This is a genomic window from Roseburia intestinalis L1-82 (assembly GCF_900537995.1).
GTDB lineage: Bacteria > Bacillota > Clostridia > Lachnospirales > Lachnospiraceae > Roseburia > Roseburia intestinalis.
This window is the reverse complement of record NZ_LR027880.1, coordinates 388241-405869: the sequence shown is the minus strand read 5'-3', so window position 1 is coordinate 405869 and position 17629 is coordinate 388241. Positions and strand designations below refer to the sequence as shown.

At 43.8% G+C, this 17629-nt stretch carries 13 protein-coding genes and 1 riboswitch; of the genes, 1 reads left to right on the top strand and 12 read right to left on the bottom strand.

Features of this window, described 5'->3' with window-relative positions:
* Nucleotides 1-60: 60 nt before the first annotated feature.
* The 12 genes from RIL182_RS01995 to nifS form a co-directional block, all read right to left on the bottom strand.
* Nucleotides 61-1263, bottom strand: coding sequence for a bifunctional 3,4-dihydroxy-2-butanone-4-phosphate synthase/GTP cyclohydrolase II (locus tag RIL182_RS01995; RefSeq protein WP_006857204.1), 1203 nt, complete (start codon nt 1261-1263; stop codon nt 61-63).
* A gap of 14 nt (nt 1264-1277) precedes the next feature.
* Nucleotides 1278-1925 (bottom strand): riboflavin synthase, encoded by a 648-nt coding sequence (locus RIL182_RS01990; protein WP_044999012.1) that lies wholly within the window; start codon nt 1923-1925, stop codon nt 1278-1280.
* 59 nt (nt 1926-1984) lie between these two features.
* Nucleotides 1985-3085 (bottom strand): bifunctional diaminohydroxyphosphoribosylaminopyrimidine deaminase/5-amino-6-(5-phosphoribosylamino)uracil reductase RibD, encoded by a 1101-nt coding sequence (gene ribD, locus RIL182_RS01985; RefSeq protein ID WP_015559430.1) that lies wholly within the window; start codon nt 3083-3085, stop codon nt 1985-1987.
* Nucleotides 3086-3445: 360 nt separating this feature from the next.
* A riboswitch (FMN riboswitch) is annotated at nt 3446-3560 on the bottom strand.
* A gap of 68 nt (nt 3561-3628) precedes the next feature.
* Nucleotides 3629-6304, bottom strand: a complete 2676-nt coding sequence (locus RIL182_RS01980) for a DegV family protein (protein WP_006857202.1) — start codon at nt 6302-6304, stop codon at nt 3629-3631.
* Nucleotides 6297-8993, bottom strand: coding sequence for a hybrid sensor histidine kinase/response regulator (locus tag RIL182_RS01975; protein ID WP_242655565.1), 2697 nt, complete (start codon nt 8991-8993; stop codon nt 6297-6299). Before RIL182_RS01975 ends, RIL182_RS01980 begins: the two co-directional genes overlap by 8 nt.
* 11 nt (nt 8994-9004) lie before the next feature.
* Entirely contained in the window at nt 9005-10057 is a 1053-nt protein-coding gene (locus RIL182_RS01970) for a response regulator (protein WP_006857201.1), read from the bottom strand.
* 39 nt (nt 10058-10096) lie between these two features.
* Entirely contained in the window at nt 10097-11260 is a 1164-nt protein-coding gene (locus RIL182_RS01965) for a cation diffusion facilitator family transporter (protein ID WP_022112601.1), read from the bottom strand.
* A gap of 78 nt (nt 11261-11338) precedes the next feature.
* A complete protein-coding gene (gene lepB, locus RIL182_RS01960) occupies nt 11339-12016 on the bottom strand; it encodes a signal peptidase I (RefSeq protein WP_006857200.1) in 678 nt (225 codons plus the stop codon).
* Between the two features lie 187 nt (nt 12017-12203).
* Nucleotides 12204-13136, bottom strand: a complete 933-nt coding sequence (cysK, locus tag RIL182_RS01955; protein ID WP_006857199.1) for a cysteine synthase A — start codon at nt 13134-13136, stop codon at nt 12204-12206.
* An 87-nt stretch (nt 13137-13223) separates the two neighbouring features.
* On the bottom strand, nt 13224-14531 hold the full coding sequence (locus RIL182_RS01950) for an O-acetylhomoserine aminocarboxypropyltransferase/cysteine synthase family protein (protein WP_006857198.1): 1308 nt from the start codon (nt 14529-14531) through the stop codon (nt 13224-13226).
* 29 nt (nt 14532-14560) lie between these two features.
* Nucleotides 14561-14998, bottom strand: a complete 438-nt coding sequence (gene nifU / locus RIL182_RS01945; RefSeq protein ID WP_006857197.1) for a Fe-S cluster assembly scaffold protein NifU — start codon at nt 14996-14998, stop codon at nt 14561-14563.
* A gap of 47 nt (nt 14999-15045) precedes the next feature.
* On the bottom strand, nt 15046-16230 hold the full coding sequence (gene nifS / locus RIL182_RS01940) for a cysteine desulfurase NifS (protein ID WP_134523005.1): 1185 nt from the start codon (nt 16228-16230) through the stop codon (nt 15046-15048).
* A 360-nt stretch (nt 16231-16590) separates the two neighbouring features.
* Here nifS and RIL182_RS01935 point away from each other — a divergent pair, with 360 nt between their 5' ends.
* Nucleotides 16591-17616, top strand: coding sequence for a hypothetical protein (locus RIL182_RS01935; protein ID WP_242655635.1), 1026 nt, complete (start codon nt 16591-16593; stop codon nt 17614-17616).
* Nucleotides 17617-17629 lie beyond the last annotated feature (13 nt).

The following is a 17629-nucleotide window of genomic DNA, read 5'->3' as shown; positions in this document are numbered from 1 at the left end:
CTTTTTTATAATGTTGATGTCAGGTTGATACCATAGATACTTAATATTATATTTATCCTCTTATTCAAAACGAAGCATATGCCCCATCTTTTCCTGTTTTGTCCGCAGATAAAACAGATCATACGGTGTCGCCTTCATCTGGATCGGCACGCGCTCTTTGATTTCCATGCCATAATCTTTCAACTGGTAAACTTTATCCGGGTTATTGGTCAGAAGCCGCAGTGTTTTTACTCCGAGATCTTTTAAGATCTGTGCTCCAATGTAATACTCCCGCTCATCCCCTGCAAAACCGAGCGCAAGGTTCGCCTCTAACGTATCCATTCCTTCCTCCTGCAATGTATAGGCGCGCAGCTTGTTCAGTAACCCGATGCCTCTTCCCTCCTGCCGCATATAAAGCAGGATTCCGCGGCCTTCTTTTTCGATCTGTTCCATTGCCGCAGCAAGCTGTTCCCCGCAGTCACACCGAAGGGATCCGAATACATCTCCCGTCAGGCACTCGGAGTGTACACGGCACAGCACATCCTCTCCGTCTCCGATCTCACCTTTTACCAGCGCAACATGATGTTCCCCGTTTAAAATATTCTGATAACCATACGCTTTAAATTCTCCATATTTTGTCGGGAGTTTTGCGACTGCTGCGCACTCTACCAGTTTCTCATGTTTTTTGCGGTACTCCTGAATTGCCGCGATCGTGATAAAACAGATATTCCATTTTTCTGCAAGTTCCATGAGTTCTGTTGTACGCATCATTGTTCCGTCCTCACGCATGATTTCACAGCACAGTCCACATTCTTTTAAGCCCGCAAGACGCATCAGGTCAACGACCGCTTCTGTATGACCGTTACGTTCTAACACACCATTCTTTTTTGCAAGCAGAGGAAACATGTGTCCCGGTCTGCGAAAGTCTTCCGGTTTTGCATCCTCACTGATGCAGTGCCTTGCTGTCATGCCGCGTTCCTCCGCCGAAATTCCGGTCGTTGTACCGGCATAATCGATCGATACGGTAAATGCGGTCTCATGGTTGTCTGTATTGTCTGCCACCATCTGCGGGAGTTTTAATCTTTCACAAATCTCCTTTGACATCGGCATACAGATCAACCCTTTTCCATATGTCGCCATAAAATTCAGATTTTCTGTCGTTGCAAACTCTGCCGCGCAGATAAAGTCCCCTTCATTCTCACGGTCTTCATCATCTGTCACAAGAATAATTTTTCCTTTTTTCAATTCTTCCAATGCCTGTTCCACTGTATCAAATTTCCTCATTATACTTCTTCCTTTCAAAATCCGTTGGAAAGTAAAAATTCCTTCGTGATCTTACTCTCCGTTGTTTTTTCTTTCTTCCGGTTCAAAAAATGCTCAATGTACTTCCCGATACAGTCATTTTCCAGATTTACCGTATCCCCCGCCTTTTTGTGTGCAAGAACCGTACACTGCGCCGTATGCGGGATGACAGACACCATAAAACTCGTCTGTGTCGTTTTTGCAACCGTAAGGCTGATCCCATCCACCGCGACAGAACCCTTTTCAACAATGTAGTGCATGATCTTCTCCGGTGCTTTCATGGAATAACAAATCGCGATTTCGTCTGATTTGACCTCACAGATCGTTCCGGTTCCGTCAATATGTCCTGTCACGATATGACCGCCAAATCTGCCGTTTGCCGCCATCGCACGTTCCAGGTTCACCGGACTTCCCGCCGCTGCTTCTCCAATCGATGACCTCCGCAGCGTTTCGTGCATTACATCGGCGGTAAAATAGTTTTTTCCAAAAGATGTCACTGTAAGACAGATTCCATTTACGGCAATGCTGTCACCAATTTTGATATCCTCTAATACTTTTTCTGCCTCTATTTTCAGTCTGGCAGAATTGCCTTTCCGGTCTGCTGTTATGATCCTTCCGACCTCTTCCACAATTCCTGTAAACAAGTTTTCTCCCCTCCCTGCTTTTTACGGTATGTTCAAAACCTTATGTATCTGTTTCCCTCTCATTTATTTTTCAGTTCCCCGGCGATCAGAATGTCCTCCCCCACCTGCTGTACCCTCTGACTGACCAGGCAATACGCGTCATCGGGATAATCCACGCCTATTCCTGCAACCGGACTTTTGGCATCTGCTCCGCCAAACAGTTTCGGTGCCACATACGCATACACCTCATTGACGATCCCGGCTTCTAACGCCGACCAGTTCAGCATGGCACCGCCCTCAAGCAATACGCTCTCGATCCCGTCTGCTCCGAGCTGCCGCATCAGTTCTTTTAAATCCACTTTTCCATCCGCATGTTCTGTCACTATGATCCGGCATCCATATTTCTGATATTCCCTGATCTTCGCCTCATCCTGACAGCAGGTTGCAATGATGGTATTCTGCTCCTCTGCAGTCTGCACGATCCGGCTCTTAAGCGGTATCCGCAATGTCGTATCACAGACGATCCTGACCGGGTCTTTTGTCTGCGGCAGACGGCAGTTTAACATTGGATCATCCGCGATTACCGTGCCTGCCCCAACCATGATTCCGGTCATTTCATGCCGCATGCGGTGTACCTGTTCTCTTGCCGCCTCTCCGGTGATCCATTGCGATTTTCCGGATGCCGACGCTATTTTTCCATCCAGTGTCATCGCATATTTCATCCGCACATAGGGCAGTTTTGTCTGGATATAATGAAAAAATACCCGATTTTGGTACTCACATTCCTCCTGTAAAACTCCTTCCGTCACCAGGATGCCCTGCTCCCTTAACTGCCGGATCCCGGCTCCCGCCACAAGCGGATTGATGTCTTCCGCCCCAACAAACACATGGCTGATCCCGGCTTCTATGACCGCCTGTGTACACGGAGGCGTTTTCCCGTAATGGCAGCACGGTTCTAATGTCACATAAAGATCTGCTCCTGCCGGATCCTCTCCCCTGCTCCTGCAATCCGCCAGCGCTTCCCGCTCTGCGTGAAGTCCGCCAAATTTTTTATGATAGCCTTCCCCGATGATTCTGTCCTCTTTTACAAGAACCGCACCGACCACCGGATTTGTCTTTGTCCATCCTCTGCCAAGCTCTGCAAGTTCCATTGCCCGGCGCATATATCTTTCCTGCTGCATGAATACCTTCCCTTTCCTGCAAGATAAAATCTGCAATCTCTGTTGCTTCATGACGATAGAATACACGCTCCGGGAATATTCTATTGCCATAAAAAGAAGCTCTGAACACGATCGTTCAGAGCTTCTTAAAACCGGATTTTAGGGATTTCTAAAATGACATATTTTAAAAACCGGGATACCATGCGAAACTTTTTTCCGTTTCTGATATCCGGCAGGATATCTAATTTTTGCAGCAATAAAATACGCGCTCCGCGAACATTCTATTGTCACAAATAAAAAGACTCTGAAATAAAACTATTTCAGAGCCATGTATGCATTATCTTACCAACCGTTTAAAACGATCCTTTAAATCCTGCTTATCCATATCTTCTTTCATCCAGACTATACTGTCGGCTTCGGAATTACACCGAATCATGCCTTACGGCTCGTGGGCTATACCACCGGTAGGGAATCACACCCTGCCCTGAAGATCATATTCTATTTTTATGTGTCTGAGTATAACACGCTTTCTTAAAATGTCAATACTGTTTTTCAGACCAAATTTTACTGCAGCATATAAATAAGTCCAAAACAGCCGGCTCCACAGTTACTTGTAATCGCTGCTGATGCCTCCTGCATGTAGATCTGATCAAATTTTTTATACTTTTGCACTTCCTCTAAAATCATATCTTTCGTCTCTTTCGAACAACCCGCAGATGTTATAAATAAGACTTTCTGATCAATCGGCGACCATCGCGCCATCTGCGCGTGTATATATTTTTTATAAACATCCTGTGTATTTCCAAAAAAGATCGCTGCCGGTACAATTTTCTTTTTGTGCAATGCCAGAACCGGATGACACTGCAGCATCTCTGTCATTTTCCATACCTGCTTATTTAAAAGTCCACTGCGGTAAAGCTGTTTCGAACTGTCTAAAATAAAGCTTGTCTGTATTTTAGGCTGTATTGCTTCCAGACTCTGTAATACTTCATCCAGATCCTTATTTTTCAGCACCATATTCGCCGCATGCATAACCATCAGGCCTGTACCACTCGACAAATGACCGGAATCAAACACCTGCACATGGGAAAATCCGGCTGCCGCCTGGCTTGCATTCTCAAATCCCTTTCCGGATCCTGAAGCAATACTGATATGCAGTACCTGTTCCGCCTCCTCAAGCAGATTTCCAAAAAATGTCTCATATTCCCCGACTGTCGGTGCTTCCGACTTAGCATACTGATCTTTTTCAATATAAGACAGCAGACTGTCTGAATGGATTTCCACCATATCCTCGTAATGCCCATATTCCGTATTTACAAAATAATGCATGACCGGTATTCCAAGCTGCCGGATCACATCATTCGGCAGATCCACAACGTTGTCCGTGCTGACGATCAGCCTTTGCTTTTTCTTCTGGCCCAGAATACGGAATCCGTCCATCTCACTGACTTCATCCGGATCGATCATATATTCAATGCGCTCTTTTGGCAGATAACGGAGAAGCATTGCCTCAAAAAGGATTCCATTGATCGGTTTCGCAAGATAATCAGAAAATCCCATTTTACGATACTTTTCTTCTGCACCAGACATTGCATTGGCAGTCAGCGCAATAATCGGCGTTTTGCGGCAGAATCCACCCTGCTGGTTGCGCACCAGATCCATGGTTTTTTCACCATCCATCTCTGGCATCATGTGATCCATAAAAATCACATCGTAATTATTTTTTGCCGTCAGCTTCAGACATTCCATTCCACTATGCGCCAATGCAAGCTGGACTTTGGTTTCCCGAAGCAGTTTTTTAGCGACAAGCAGATTCATATCATTGTCATCCACAACAAGAACTTTTGCTTCCGGTGCTTCGAAACTCTTTTTATAGGAGGATCTCTGATGTCTTGATGAACTATTATAATTGAGATTTCCAAGCGGCGTGGCATTTACAATTTTCTGTGGAATCGTAATCGTAAATGTAGAACCTTTCTGATAAATACTGTCAACCGTGATCTGACCACCCATCAGATTTACAAGCTGGCTGCAGATAGAAAGTCCAAGGCCTGTTCCCTCGATTCCTTTTGTGCTGCCTTCATTGACCCGTTTAAAACTGTCAAACAGGTATTTCATATCATCCTGACGGATTCCCATACCGGTATCGATCACAGCCATTTTTAAAAGGATTTCGTCCGCTCCCGTCTGCTCACTCTCCACAAACAGCGTGACGGATCCCTTTTGCGTATACTTGATCGCATTACTTAAAATATTGGTTAAAACCTGTTTGATCCTCATCTCGTCGCCATAAAGCATGGATGGCAGTTTTTCAGATACATTGACACAAAATTCCAGATTTTTCTCATGTGCACGGATCCAGGTCGTGTTTACAATTTCACTGAATAATTCTCCTGTCTCATAACGCGCCGGAACAACTTCCATTTTCCCCGCCTCAATTTTGGACAGGTCTAAAATATCATTGATCAGGGACAAAAGCATCTTACTTGCACTCTGGATATTATTGGCATTCTCAATAATATCGTCTGACAGATTCTCCTCCCGAAGTGTCATTTCATTTAATCCTATGATCGTATTGATCGGCGTACGGATTTCATGGCTCATATTTGCAAGGAAACGGCTCTGTGTATTCATTGCGGCAACTAACTCCGCCTGCTGCTTTTCATTTTCTTTTCTCTGATATTCAGAGAGTGTGATCTGGATAAACATAAACGCACAGGTCAGAAAGATGGTTATGACCGCACTCACGATAATATCCCCATAAACTACAGATTCCGATTCCATATAAGTGATCCGTTCCGGATGAACATATGCAGTGTAAAAACAATACGCATCCGCAATGATCGTTATAACAGTTCCCGCGGCAAGACTTTTCCCCCGCAGCAGGAAAAAAAGCGAGATGAAACCAAGAACAAACCAAAGCGGCATACCGCTTTTTAAGCCTCCGGAGCGCAGAAACGTAACTGGAAGAAAAATTCCATTCAGCCCTGACATCAGAATGAAAGAACAGAGATCATATTGCTGGAATTTATTTCCTGCCCAGAAAAGCATGCCCATAAAAAGCGCCCCGGCAAATAATGCTGCGACATTTTTTATCTCCATTCCCTCGGCAAGCGTATAAACTCCCCCCACTGCCATCGCGATCGTTCCAAGCAGCGACATAAAGCGGAATAACTGTGCATGAATTGAAACATCTTTCCGGATCAGTACCTGGATAATTCTGTCACTCAGCTTACTCATTGTCCGCACCTCCCCATTTTTTTAATGTTTCCGCAGCACTGATAAAATCAAACAGTTCAATCTGGGCTTCCATATCAGCGATCAACTGTGCATCCGAATCCGCCATCGAACTGCCCGTCTCATTTTTTATCATCTCTAACAGCTTCATTGCCTCTGCCTGGTCAAAATTGTCGATTGCTGCCGATAGTTTCTGCACTGGATTTTTTTCTTCCCCCACCGTCACATACTTAGACAGCCCATCAAGGATCGAACAGTAGTCTGCGATCAGCTCCGTATGGTTTTGTATGATATAATTTTCATCCCCATGCTCACATGCCTCCTGCATCCTCTTTGCCCTTTTTGAAAGCTCTTTTGCACCGATCGTAAGACTTTGTCCTTTCAGGGAATGTACATTGATCTTATAATTTTCCCAGTCTTTTTTATCATACAGCTCCTGTAATGTCTGGATCTGACTTCTTCCCTGTTCATAAAAACACTGCACGATCTCCATATAATCCGCTTCATTATTGTCAAAGTAGGAAAGCCCAAGCCGGCGGTCAATTCCTGCAGCCTCAAATTCTTTCCCTCCTTCTTTGAATTGTCCGGATAATCCACTGTTTTCTTCTGTCTTGCAGGTAACCTGTTCCTCTCCCGTATCTTTTTCAATAAACATGCTTAAATATTTGCGAAGGACACGTTCCATCGCAGATTTTTCAATCGGTTTCGCAACAAAATCATCGAATCCTTCCCTGATCAGCATCTCTCTGGCTCCGCCTATGGCGTTGGCTGTCAGTGCAATGATCGGTATTTTCCGTTCACGGAACCGCGGTAATTCATGAATCCTGTGCATACATTCCACGCCATCCATTTCCGGCATCATATGATCCATAAACACGAGATCATAGCTTCTGTCACTGATTTTATCAATTGCCTCACTACCGCTCAATGCCGTATCGATCGTGATGCCATAATGGCTTAACAGACTTGAAACAACTTTTAAATTCATGGCACTGTCATCCACTGCAAGAATTTTGGCTCCTTTTACACGGAATCTGTCATGATGCCACCGTTCGTCGTATGCGTCCTGCTGAAGTTTTTCTCCATTCAAAATGGTTGCAACCGAGAATACATGCATCGGGCGATAGATAAGCAGAACTTCCGGTCCGATTTTTTGCAGATCACAATCCCTGTTTGCCATGACAACAACTTTCATTTTTGCAGTCAGGCTGTCAAAATAACTTTGATCTATAAAATATTCGACATCCGCAACAAACAAAAACTGATAATTTTCATGATCGATGCGGTTTTTTAGTTCATGCATGGTCGAACAGCGCACGGCATCTACATGAAGCTGATCGACCATCCTCTGTATACATTCAAGATATCCGTCACGAAGCTGTCCGAAACGGTATCTTTCGAGATCCATATAAAAAATGATCTTTTTATCTCCGGCATCACGCACGGATACAAGCGGCATATCCGTCAGTACTCTCTGTGGAATGATAATAGAAACCGTCGTCCCTGCATCAGGAACACTCTCAATATGCATATGTCCATTCATTTTTGCAATCATTTTACGTGAGATTGCAAGACCTAAGCCAATGCCCCCCGCACGCCGGTCACGGGTCGTATCTACCTGATTGTATGTGTTTTCCAGTGCATCTATATTTTTTTCGCTCATCCCGATTCCGGTATCTTTCACCTTTACCATAAGATTGATGCCGTATGATTCCTTGCGGGCGCCGACAAACAAAATGACACCACCGGCATCTGTAAATTTGATCGCATTGTTGATGAGATTTAAGATAATGCGATATATTTTCTGACTGTCTCCAAGCAGGTTATTCGGAATATCCGCCTCACAATCCACAATGATCTCAAGATTCTTTTCTTTATTCCACACATGTGCCATGTTAACCACATCATTGATCACAGACGTAATGTTATATGGTTCTTCCACCAGCTCCATCGTGTCATTTTCAAGTTCTGAAAAATCCAGGATATCTGATACCAAAGACATCAGATTCCTGCCCGCAACTGTAATATCATACAGCTGTTCCTTTGTCGTATCATCCACTTTCGCATCCAGTAATTCTGATCCGATTCCGATGATAGAATTTAACGGTGTACGGATCTCATGCGAAATATTTGCCATAAAATCATCTTTTGCCTGTTTGGCATCCTCGAGTTCACGCATTGTCTCATTGAATTCCATATCATGCTGTATACGGTTTTTTAACTGTTTATTTTCCATGATCTCGAGAATAATGATCGCAAAAAACTGCATAAAAAATTCCATTTCCCGTATCGGATTATCATAACTTACTTTATCTAACAGGAATGTATCAAGACAAAACAAAAAGATCGTTGCTACCAACGAAATATAATTGATCTCGATCAGATCAAAAAGAGACAACATCACAACACTTGCTGCTACTGTTGCCATGGTAAGAGACGAACCGTCCGTGAATACCGTATATAAAATAATATTCATCCATATCATAACAGAACAAAATAACTTCGCCAGTCTGCTGTACCGTCCTGTCAGCATCCGAAGTCCGATACTCGCCAAAAGCCCACAAATTATCACCGCAGCTACCCAGCTTGGCCATTTTAAATAAACTGCTGCCACTACCATATAAACAGTATATATGAAATAAAGTACATACGGGATCACTCCCGCCCTGTCCTTTTTGATTTCTCTTATCATAACGTCCCCTCTCATTCACTTATGTCTGTAATTTCCCTCTGCAATTCCAGAAATATCTCTGTAAGGTTCGGATCAAACTGAGAGCCGCTATTTTCCTTTATAATTTCAAACACCTTAGATGCGGGACGGATTGCTTTCTTATAACACCGGTCCTGATATAATGCATCAAAAACATCAGCAAGTGCCATGATCCTTGCACATAACGGAATCTCCTCCCCGGATAATCCATCCGGATAGCCCGTACCGTCCCATCTTTCATGATGATATCGTGCTATTTTTCTGGCAATATCCACATATTCCTCATGTTCCACATTTCCGATGATCCGGTCAATGATCTCACACCCGGCTACCGTATGCTGTTTCATGACTTCAAACTCTTCGTCCGTCAGCCGTCCCGGTTTTAAAAGAATCGCATCTGGTGTTTTTATTTTTCCAATATCGTGAAGTACCGATGCCTTTACTGTATTGAGCTCATAATTATGATCAAGGATATCCGGATACATCCCCTTTTCCCTCAACGCTTTTGTCAGTATCTGTACATAATTCTGGGTATTTTTTACATGAAGTCCCGTACTGCCATCACGGCTCTCGATCAGGTTGGCGATACCGGTAATCACTTCATCCTGCATACGCGTCATTTCCGCAACCTGCGAGGCGACCATCTCTTCTAAATGATTCTGGTACTGTCTGTTCTCTAAAATTCGTTTCACACGGCTGACTAATACCTGGGAAACAAACGGCTTCCCGACAAAATCCATAGCCCCTGCCTCAAAACATTTTGTTTCTGTTTCAGCATCATTATCACCGGTCAGAAACACAACCGGTATCATAGATCCATTTTCAAGTTCCCGAATCTTTTTCAGTGTTTCAAATCCGTTCATTTCCGGCATATTTACATCCAAAAGGATCAGATCCGGTGTCACTTTTGAAAGAAGTGACAATGCCATTTTCCCAGATGTAGTCGCAGAAATACGAAATTCTTCCCCCAGAATCGTCTGTGCTCTTTTGAGATTGCCCGGATCATCATCTACCAGCAGGATCAGTTCTTTGTTACTTGTCTGCATACGTTTCTCCTTTGTAAAAATCTGAATTGCCCGACTCCTTTACACGTAGGAATGATCTACTTTGATAACCACGTAATAATTATTTCCAAGACGTTCCCTTACCTGTGATGTAATACGTGCTGCCAGCTCATCATCCTGTATCTGAAACTTATACGGTATCAGGACATCAAATATAATATTCGTATGTGTCGGTCCCGTTACAACGCGGAAATCATGCATATTGATCCGCTCATCAATTCCCTTGATAATAGATATTACCGCCGCTTTCATCTCGCTGACATGTTCATCCGATGTCACGATCGGATCCATATGTATCGTCGCATCACAGCCTAACTTTTCTTTTAATTCATTTTCAACATTATCAATAATATCATGGATCTCTAAGATATTGCCCTCCGCAGGTACTTCCGCATGCAGTGATACCATCTGTCTTCCCGGGCCATAATCGTGTACGATCAGGTCATGGATTCCACAGATCTCCTCATGTGCCATTACGATCTGATCGATCTTCTGCACAAATTCCTCCTCCGGCGGCTGCCCTAAAAGCGGATTTAAGGTATCTTTCGCAGCTCCGATGCCCGCAAACATGATAAATACACCAACTAATGCACCACAATAGCCATCCACATAGATTCCGGTAAAATGTCCGATCAAAGCTGCCACAAGTACCACTGCTGTTGCGCAGGTATCGCTCAGACTGTCGGTTGCCGTTGCCTTCATGGCAGCAGAGTCAATTTTTTTTGCAACCCCACTGTTATAAAGATACATATACAGTTTTACAAGAATCGAAATAATGAGGATCACAACCACCATTACGGAAAACTCTGTTTCTTCCGGATGAATGATCTTTATAATAGAATCCCTGATCAGTTCATACGCCATCAAAAGGATTGCTGCCGCAACGATCAGTCCCGATACATATTCGATCCGTCCGTGGCCAAACGGATGCTCCGAGTCCGGTTTTGCTCCTGCCAGCTTAAATCCGATCAGCGTAACAGCGGAAGATCCTGCATCTGACAGGTTGTTGAATGCATCCGCAGTCACAGCGATCGAATGGCTGATCGTTCCTGCAAAAAATTTGCCACAAAAAAGCAGAATATTTAAAAAGATTCCGACCATACCGCAGAGAATACCATACTCCTGTCTGATCTTTCCTTTATCCTCTTTTTCTTTAATAAAAAACTTTGAAAGAAATGTTATCATGTCTGATCCCCCTGTGTCCGATCTCATACAATGCCTGTTTCCAAACACTTCCATTTAAAATCTATGCATTTTTGATTGCTATCTGATTTTTCCGATGTCCTGCAGCGGCCAGTAAATGACCTCTCCTTTACCGAGGATTTTATCGATACTTACATATTTGTTATCCCAGTAACGCGCGTCCCAGGAGTCATTCCGGTTATCCCCTAATACCAGATAACAGTCATCCGGTACTTCAAATAAATATGGTCCTGTTGCCACCGTCCATTCTTCCTTCAAATAATCTTCCTCCAGCGGCGTTTCACTTCCATCAATATAAATCTTTCCATCGTCAATGCGGACTTCCTCCCCCGGCAGTCCGATCACTCTTTTTACATAAAGTTCTTCCTCATCATCCGGATAATGGAAAATCACAACATCCCCGCGCTCCGGTGTATCCTTTAAAAATGCGAGACGATTTCCGATCAGGCGGTCCCCCGGCATGATCGTATTTTCCATGGAGCCTGTCGGCACATCTGCGTTGATGATCAGATAATTCTTGATCAGAAATGCTGCCCCGATCGCCAGGGCAAATGTAAGTACCCAGCTTAAAATCTCGCGCGATGCCGACGTACTTTTCTGTGCTTCCTCTTTTTCTGATCCATCCGGCTTATCCTCTTTATTTGATGTATCGGCCTTATCCTGTGTATTGGTTTTATTTTGTGTATCTTTTTTATTTTCATCTATATCCATCCCGATATCCTGTCTTTTCGCTTCCATCTGTGTCCTCACTTTATGCCATAATGATTTCTTTTATGTTAAAAGATTATAATGTATTAAATGTAATTTTAGCACACTTGCCACAAAATAAAAAGTGCCACACCATACGATGTGACACTTTTTTGCCTGTTTTTGTCTATGATTTATTTTTAAGGCTATTACCTGTTTTTCAGGCGATACGCTTTCTTTAGTCTGCGAATAATGCTGTGGAGTAATAACGGTCACCACTGTCCGGAAGAAGGGCAACGATTGTTTTTCCTTTGTTTTCCGGGCGTTTTGCAAGCTCGATTGCAGCATATAAAGCTGCACCGGAGGAAATTCCGACTAATACACCCTCTGCTTTTGCAAGCTCTTTTCCGGTTGTAAATGCATCCTCGTTTGCTACCGGAAATACCTCATCATAAATCCTGGTATCTAATACCTCCGGAACAAATCCTGCACCGATTCCCTGGATCTTGTGAGGACCTGCTGTTCCTTTGGAAAGAACAGGAGAAGTCTCCGGCTCAACTGCAACAACTTTTACATCTTTGTTCTGTGATTTTAAGTACTGTCCGACACCGGTAACTGTTCCGCCGGTACCAACACCTGCAACAAAGATATCTACCTTACCGTCTGTATCTGCCCAGATCTCCGGTCCTGTTGTCTCGAAATGGGCCTGTACGTTTGCCGGGTTGGTAAACTGGGATGGGATAAAGCTTCCCGGGATTTCTTTTGCAAGCTCTTCTGCTTTTGCAATCGCACCTTTCATTCCCTTTGCACCCTCTGTTAAAACGATCTCTGCACCGTATGCTTTTAAGATGTTACGACGCTCAACACTCATGGTCTCCGGCATTGTTAAGATGATACGGTATCCTTTTGCTGCTGCGATAGAAGCAAGACCGATACCTGTGTTTCCGGAAGTCGGCTCAATGATCACGGAACCTTCCTTTAAAAGACCTTTCTCCTCTGCATCTTTTACCATGTAATATGCAGCACGGTCTTTTACACTTCCTGATGTGTTAAAATACTCAAGTTTTATAAGAACTTTTGCCTCAAGTCCTTTGCTTTTCTCTAATTTTGTTACCTCTAATAAAGGTGTGTTTCCAATCAAATCTGTTGCACTCTGATAAACTTTTGCCATGATATTCCTCTCCTATTCTGAAATTTTTCATTTCTGAAGTCTGCAATGCTTTTTGCAGACTTCAAAGTAAAAATAAGGAACTTATTTCTACTTTACTGCCTTAAATGCTTCATCAAGATCCTCAATGATGTCCCTGATATTCTCTGTTCCGATGGAAAGACGGATCGTGTTCGGGTAGATTCCCTGCTCTGCCAGCTCTGCCTCATTTAACTGTGCATGTGTGGTAGAAGCCGGATGAATGACAAGTGATTTCACATCTGCCACGTTTGCAAGTAAGGAAAAGATCTCAAGATTATCAATAAAATCTTTTGCCTTCTGCTCATCCCCTTTGATCTCAAAGGTAAAGATTGAACCGCCGCCGTTCGGGAAGTATTTTTTGTATAATTCCTGCTGTTCTTTATCCTCTGTAACGGATGGGTGATGTACTTTTTCCACCTGTGGATGATTGTTTAAATACTCTACAACCTTTAATGCATTTTCCACATGACGTTCTACACGCAGGGACAATGTTTCAAGTCCCTGTAAAAACATAAATGCGTGGAACGGTGAAATCGTTGCTCCGGTGTCACGGAGTAAGATTGCACGGATTCTTGTGACAAATGCTGCAGGGCCTGCTGCCTGTGAAAAACTGATTCCGTGATAGCTCGGGTTCGGTTCCGTGATGGCAGGGAACTTACCGGATGCCTCCCAGTCAAATTTTCCACTGTCGACGATGACACCGCCGATTGCGGTTCCATGTCCGCCAATGAATTTTGTTGCAGAATGAACAACAATGTCTGCGCCGTATTCGATCGGCCTGAGCAGATACGGGGTTGCAAATGTATTGTCCACAACAAGTGGAATTTTATGCGCATGGGCGATCTTTGCGATTGCCTCAATGTCGCTGACATCTGAGTTTGGATTTCCAAATGTCTCTATGTAAAGAGCCTTGGTGTTGTCCTGGATCGCTTTTTCAAAGTTTGAAACATCGAGTGGATCAACAAAAGTAGTTGTGATTCCATAGTCCGGAAGTGTATGCTCTAACAGGTTATAGGAACCACCGTAAATATTATTTGCTGCAACGATATGATCGCCTGCATGTGCAAGGTTTTCGATCGTGTATGTGATCGCTGCTGCACCGGATGCAACTGCGAGTGCGGCAACACCGCCCTCTAATGCTGCAATTCTTTTTTCAAATACATCCTCGGTCGGATTGGTAAGTCTTCCGTAGATGTTGCCCGCATCTTTCAGGCCAAAACGGTCTGCTGCGTGCTGGCTGTTATGGAATACATAGGAAGAGGTTGCGTAGATCGGCACTGCTCTCGCATCTGTAACCGGATCTGCCTCCTCCTGTCCTACATGTAACTGCAATGTTTCAAAACCCAGATTTCTTTCGCTCAAATGTTTCTTTCCCATAGATCACTTCTCCTTCATTTGATATTTTTCTAGTATTCTTCTTCCTCTTCTTTTTCGCTGATATCATTTACCGGACGCTCTAGTCCTTCGATTTTGATACCGTTTTTCTCTGCATAATCCCAGAGTGCTGCATGGATTGCTTCCTCTGCTAACAGGGAACAGTGTACTTTTACCGGTGGAAGTCCGTCTAATGCTTCCATAACGGCTTTATTGGTAACTTCAAGTGCTTCCTGGATCGTTTTTCCTTTTACAAGTTCGGTTGCCATACTGCTGGTTGCAACGGCTGCACCGCATCCAAATGTCTTGAATTTTGCTTCCTGAATGATGCCGTTATCATCAATATCAAGATACATTCGCATGATATCGCCGCATTTTGCATTACCAACGGTACCTACACCGCTTGGATTTTCCATCTCTCCAACGTTCCTCGGGTGATTAAAATGATCCATTACTTTCTCACTGTACATATCTGATTTCTCCTTTTTATCTCTTTACGCTCAATTTTCAATCCTGATTACTGGTTCTGTTTTTTTACAAAATCCTCATATAATGGGGACATACCACGCAGACGCTCGATAATCTTCTTTAACTCGTCTACGGTATAGTCGATCTCTTCCATCGTGTTCTTCTCGGATAAGGTCAGACGCAGGGAACCGTGTGCGATCTCATGCGGCAGACCGATTGCAAGAAGTACATGGGACGGGTCTAAGGAACCTGAAGTACATGCAGATCCACTGGAACCGCAGATACCTGCCTGATCTAAGAGGATCAGCATGGACTCTCCCTCGATAAAACGGAAGCAGAAGTTTGCATTGTTCGGCAGACGGTCTGTGCGGTGTCCGTTTAATCTGGTATAAGGGATCTCTTTTAATACACGCTCGATCAGATGATCTCTGAGTGCGATCTCTTTTGCACTGCGCTCTTCCATATTCTCTTTTGCAAGTTTTGCCGCTGTACCGATTCCGACGATACCCGGAACATTGTGTGTACCTGCACGGCGTTTTCTCTCCTGTGCACCGCCGTGGATGAAGGAACGGATTTTAACGCCTTTGCGGATATACATCACACCGCTACCCTTTGGTCCGTTGATCTTGTGGCCGCTTGCGCTTAACATATCGATGTTCATCTCTTCCACGTCGATCGGGATATGTCCAAATGCCTGTACCGCATCCGTGTGGAATAATACGCCGTGGTCATGTGCGATCTTACCGATCTCTTTGATTGGCTCGATTGTTCCAATCTCATTGTTTGCTGACATAATGGAAATTAAGATCGTATCCGGGCGGATCGCTTTTTCTAATTCCTCAAGGCTGATCTTTCCATCCTCATCAACATCCAGATAAGTTACCTCATAACCTTTCTGCTCTAAATATGCACAGGTGTGAAGAATCGCATGATGTTCGATCCTGCTTGTGATGATATGTTTTCCTTTGGACTCATATGCCTCTGCAGTTGCCTTTAATGCCCAGTTGTCTGACTCGCTGCCGCCGCCGGTAAAATAGATATCCTCGGTTCTTGCATTGATGAGCGCTGCGACATTTGCCCTTGCCTCATCGACAGCCTTTTTGCTCTCCCCTGCGAAAGAATAGATTGCAGAAGGGTTGCCGTAGTATTCTGTAAAATATGGAAGCATTGCATCTAATACTTCCGGATATACCTGTGTGGTTGCTGCATTATCTAAATAAATTAATTTTGCCATGATATCGTTCCTTTCTTTATCCTTATCTTATCCATTTTATATGCTGCTCATACTAGCGGAAAGTCCGTATATTCTGTGTGTATCCATCACCATTCTGTTTCATTTCCTAGTTTGTTGATATGATATAAGTATTATACATCATCAATTCCTATTGTCAAGATAGGAATTGCATTTTTTTGTGCAAAAACAAGAACAATCCGTTTCCCTTTAAATCAAGTGACAACCCTCCTATATAATGCTATAATAAATCGTCAAACGCAACAAATATCTTAATATTCTGACAGATGATATTTTGCAGTAAATGTTTTACAAATAGAATTTAATGATGCCTCAAAATCGGGGGCAGGAATGGAGACTATTATGAACCAGTTATTTTCACCGGAACTGATTCCGGATTATATGCACGCACACCCGGAGTACGGGGTAAAACGTATTTTGACCTACACGGTCTATCGCTTTTTATCCTTTGCAGGAAAAGAGGATGATACACTTGCCGCTTATATAAAAGAAACGTTATTTCCAATGGAAGATGCACTCGACTTTTCCCTGATCAGCGATTATCTGGCTCTGGATCCTTATTTTTGTCCGATACCGGAGGAGGACAGTTTTGACGCCTTTTTCTTATATACCGCAATCAGCATCTTAGAGAATGCATTTGACGAATTTGCATTAGGTGATGAGCTTGCCATCATTGATGATCTGATTCTGACAAAATATCCGGTACTTGGCTCTGTTGCTTTAGACGATTCTGATATCCGTCTGGATGCACTCATCGGCAGCGGTGCGGAGTTTTATGCCGTTTTATATCTGGCTCTGACGAGATATCCGTCAGCACTTGGTTCACTGCTTCCGCAGTTTGGCGCTGCCTACCATGACAGTTACCAGTTCACCGGCGACGACACAGCGCTTTACGATTTCATGGATGAATATTTTGAGACGAAAAACTGTATGCTGCAGCCATTTTTCGTGGAACTTTCCAACACGCTTGTTGACGCAACACTCGGCTATTACAAGACTGACCTTGAGACACTGCTTGCGACGGAAGTTACGGGGCTTTTAAACGGAACGGTTTCCCGCTTTGCCGTGCAGAAACGTTTCGGTGCGCTTGGGCTTACCAGACTGCCGGACCACGATACCTGTCTGGCACTGTTATCCGAATCCTTCCGCTATGCAGCACTTTATGAGCTGCGCAGCAACCTCTTTGATTACCACCTTGAAGAAGACCGTCTGGTGACTGCGGACAACTGGAAAGATACCATCCGTTTTCACTTCGTGCAGTATCAGCATATTTATGAGCAGGCACTCGACGGATTTTATGCGGCTGTGCTTTCCAGAAAGCTGCTGCGCGCAGAGTTTTCGGAGGAATTAAAAAAACTGGGGTTCTAGTCCCCCAGTTTTT

Bases quoted from the DNA above. Each gene is read 5' to 3' on its own strand.
- ribD (WP_015559430.1), bottom strand. From the start codon at position 3,085: ATGCAGCAGGAAAGATATATGCGCCGGGCAATGGAACTTGCAGAGCTT.
- nifU (WP_006857197.1), bottom strand. From the start codon at position 14,998: ATGTACAGTGAGAAAGTAATGGATCATTTTAATCACCCGAGGAACGTT.
- RIL182_RS01970 (WP_006857201.1), bottom strand. From the start codon at position 10,057: ATGCAGACAAGTAACAAAGAACTGATCCTGCTGGTAGATGATGATCCG.
- RIL182_RS01975 (WP_242655565.1), bottom strand. From the start codon at position 8,993: ATGATAAGAGAAATCAAAAAGGACAGGGCGGGAGTGATCCCGTATGTA.
- cysK (WP_006857199.1), bottom strand. From the start codon at position 13,136: ATGGCAAAAGTTTATCAGAGTGCAACAGATTTGATTGGAAACACACCT.
- RIL182_RS01950 (WP_006857198.1), bottom strand. From the start codon at position 14,531: ATGGGAAAGAAACATTTGAGCGAAAGAAATCTGGGTTTTGAAACATTG.
- RIL182_RS01995 (WP_006857204.1), bottom strand. From the start codon at position 1,263: ATGAGGAAATTTGATACAGTGGAACAGGCATTGGAAGAATTGAAAAAA.
- nifS (WP_134523005.1), bottom strand. From the start codon at position 16,230: ATGGCAAAATTAATTTATTTAGATAATGCAGCAACCACACAGGTATAT.
- RIL182_RS01980 (WP_006857202.1), bottom strand. From the start codon at position 6,304: ATGAGTAAGCTGAGTGACAGAATTATCCAGGTACTGATCCGGAAAGAT.
- RIL182_RS01965 (WP_022112601.1), bottom strand. From the start codon at position 11,260: ATGATAACATTTCTTTCAAAGTTTTTTATTAAAGAAAAAGAGGATAAA.
- lepB (WP_006857200.1), bottom strand. From the start codon at position 12,016: ATGGAAGCGAAAAGACAGGATATCGGGATGGATATAGATGAAAATAAA.
- RIL182_RS01935 (WP_242655635.1), top strand. From the start codon at position 16,591: ATGAACCAGTTATTTTCACCGGAACTGATTCCGGATTATATGCACGCA.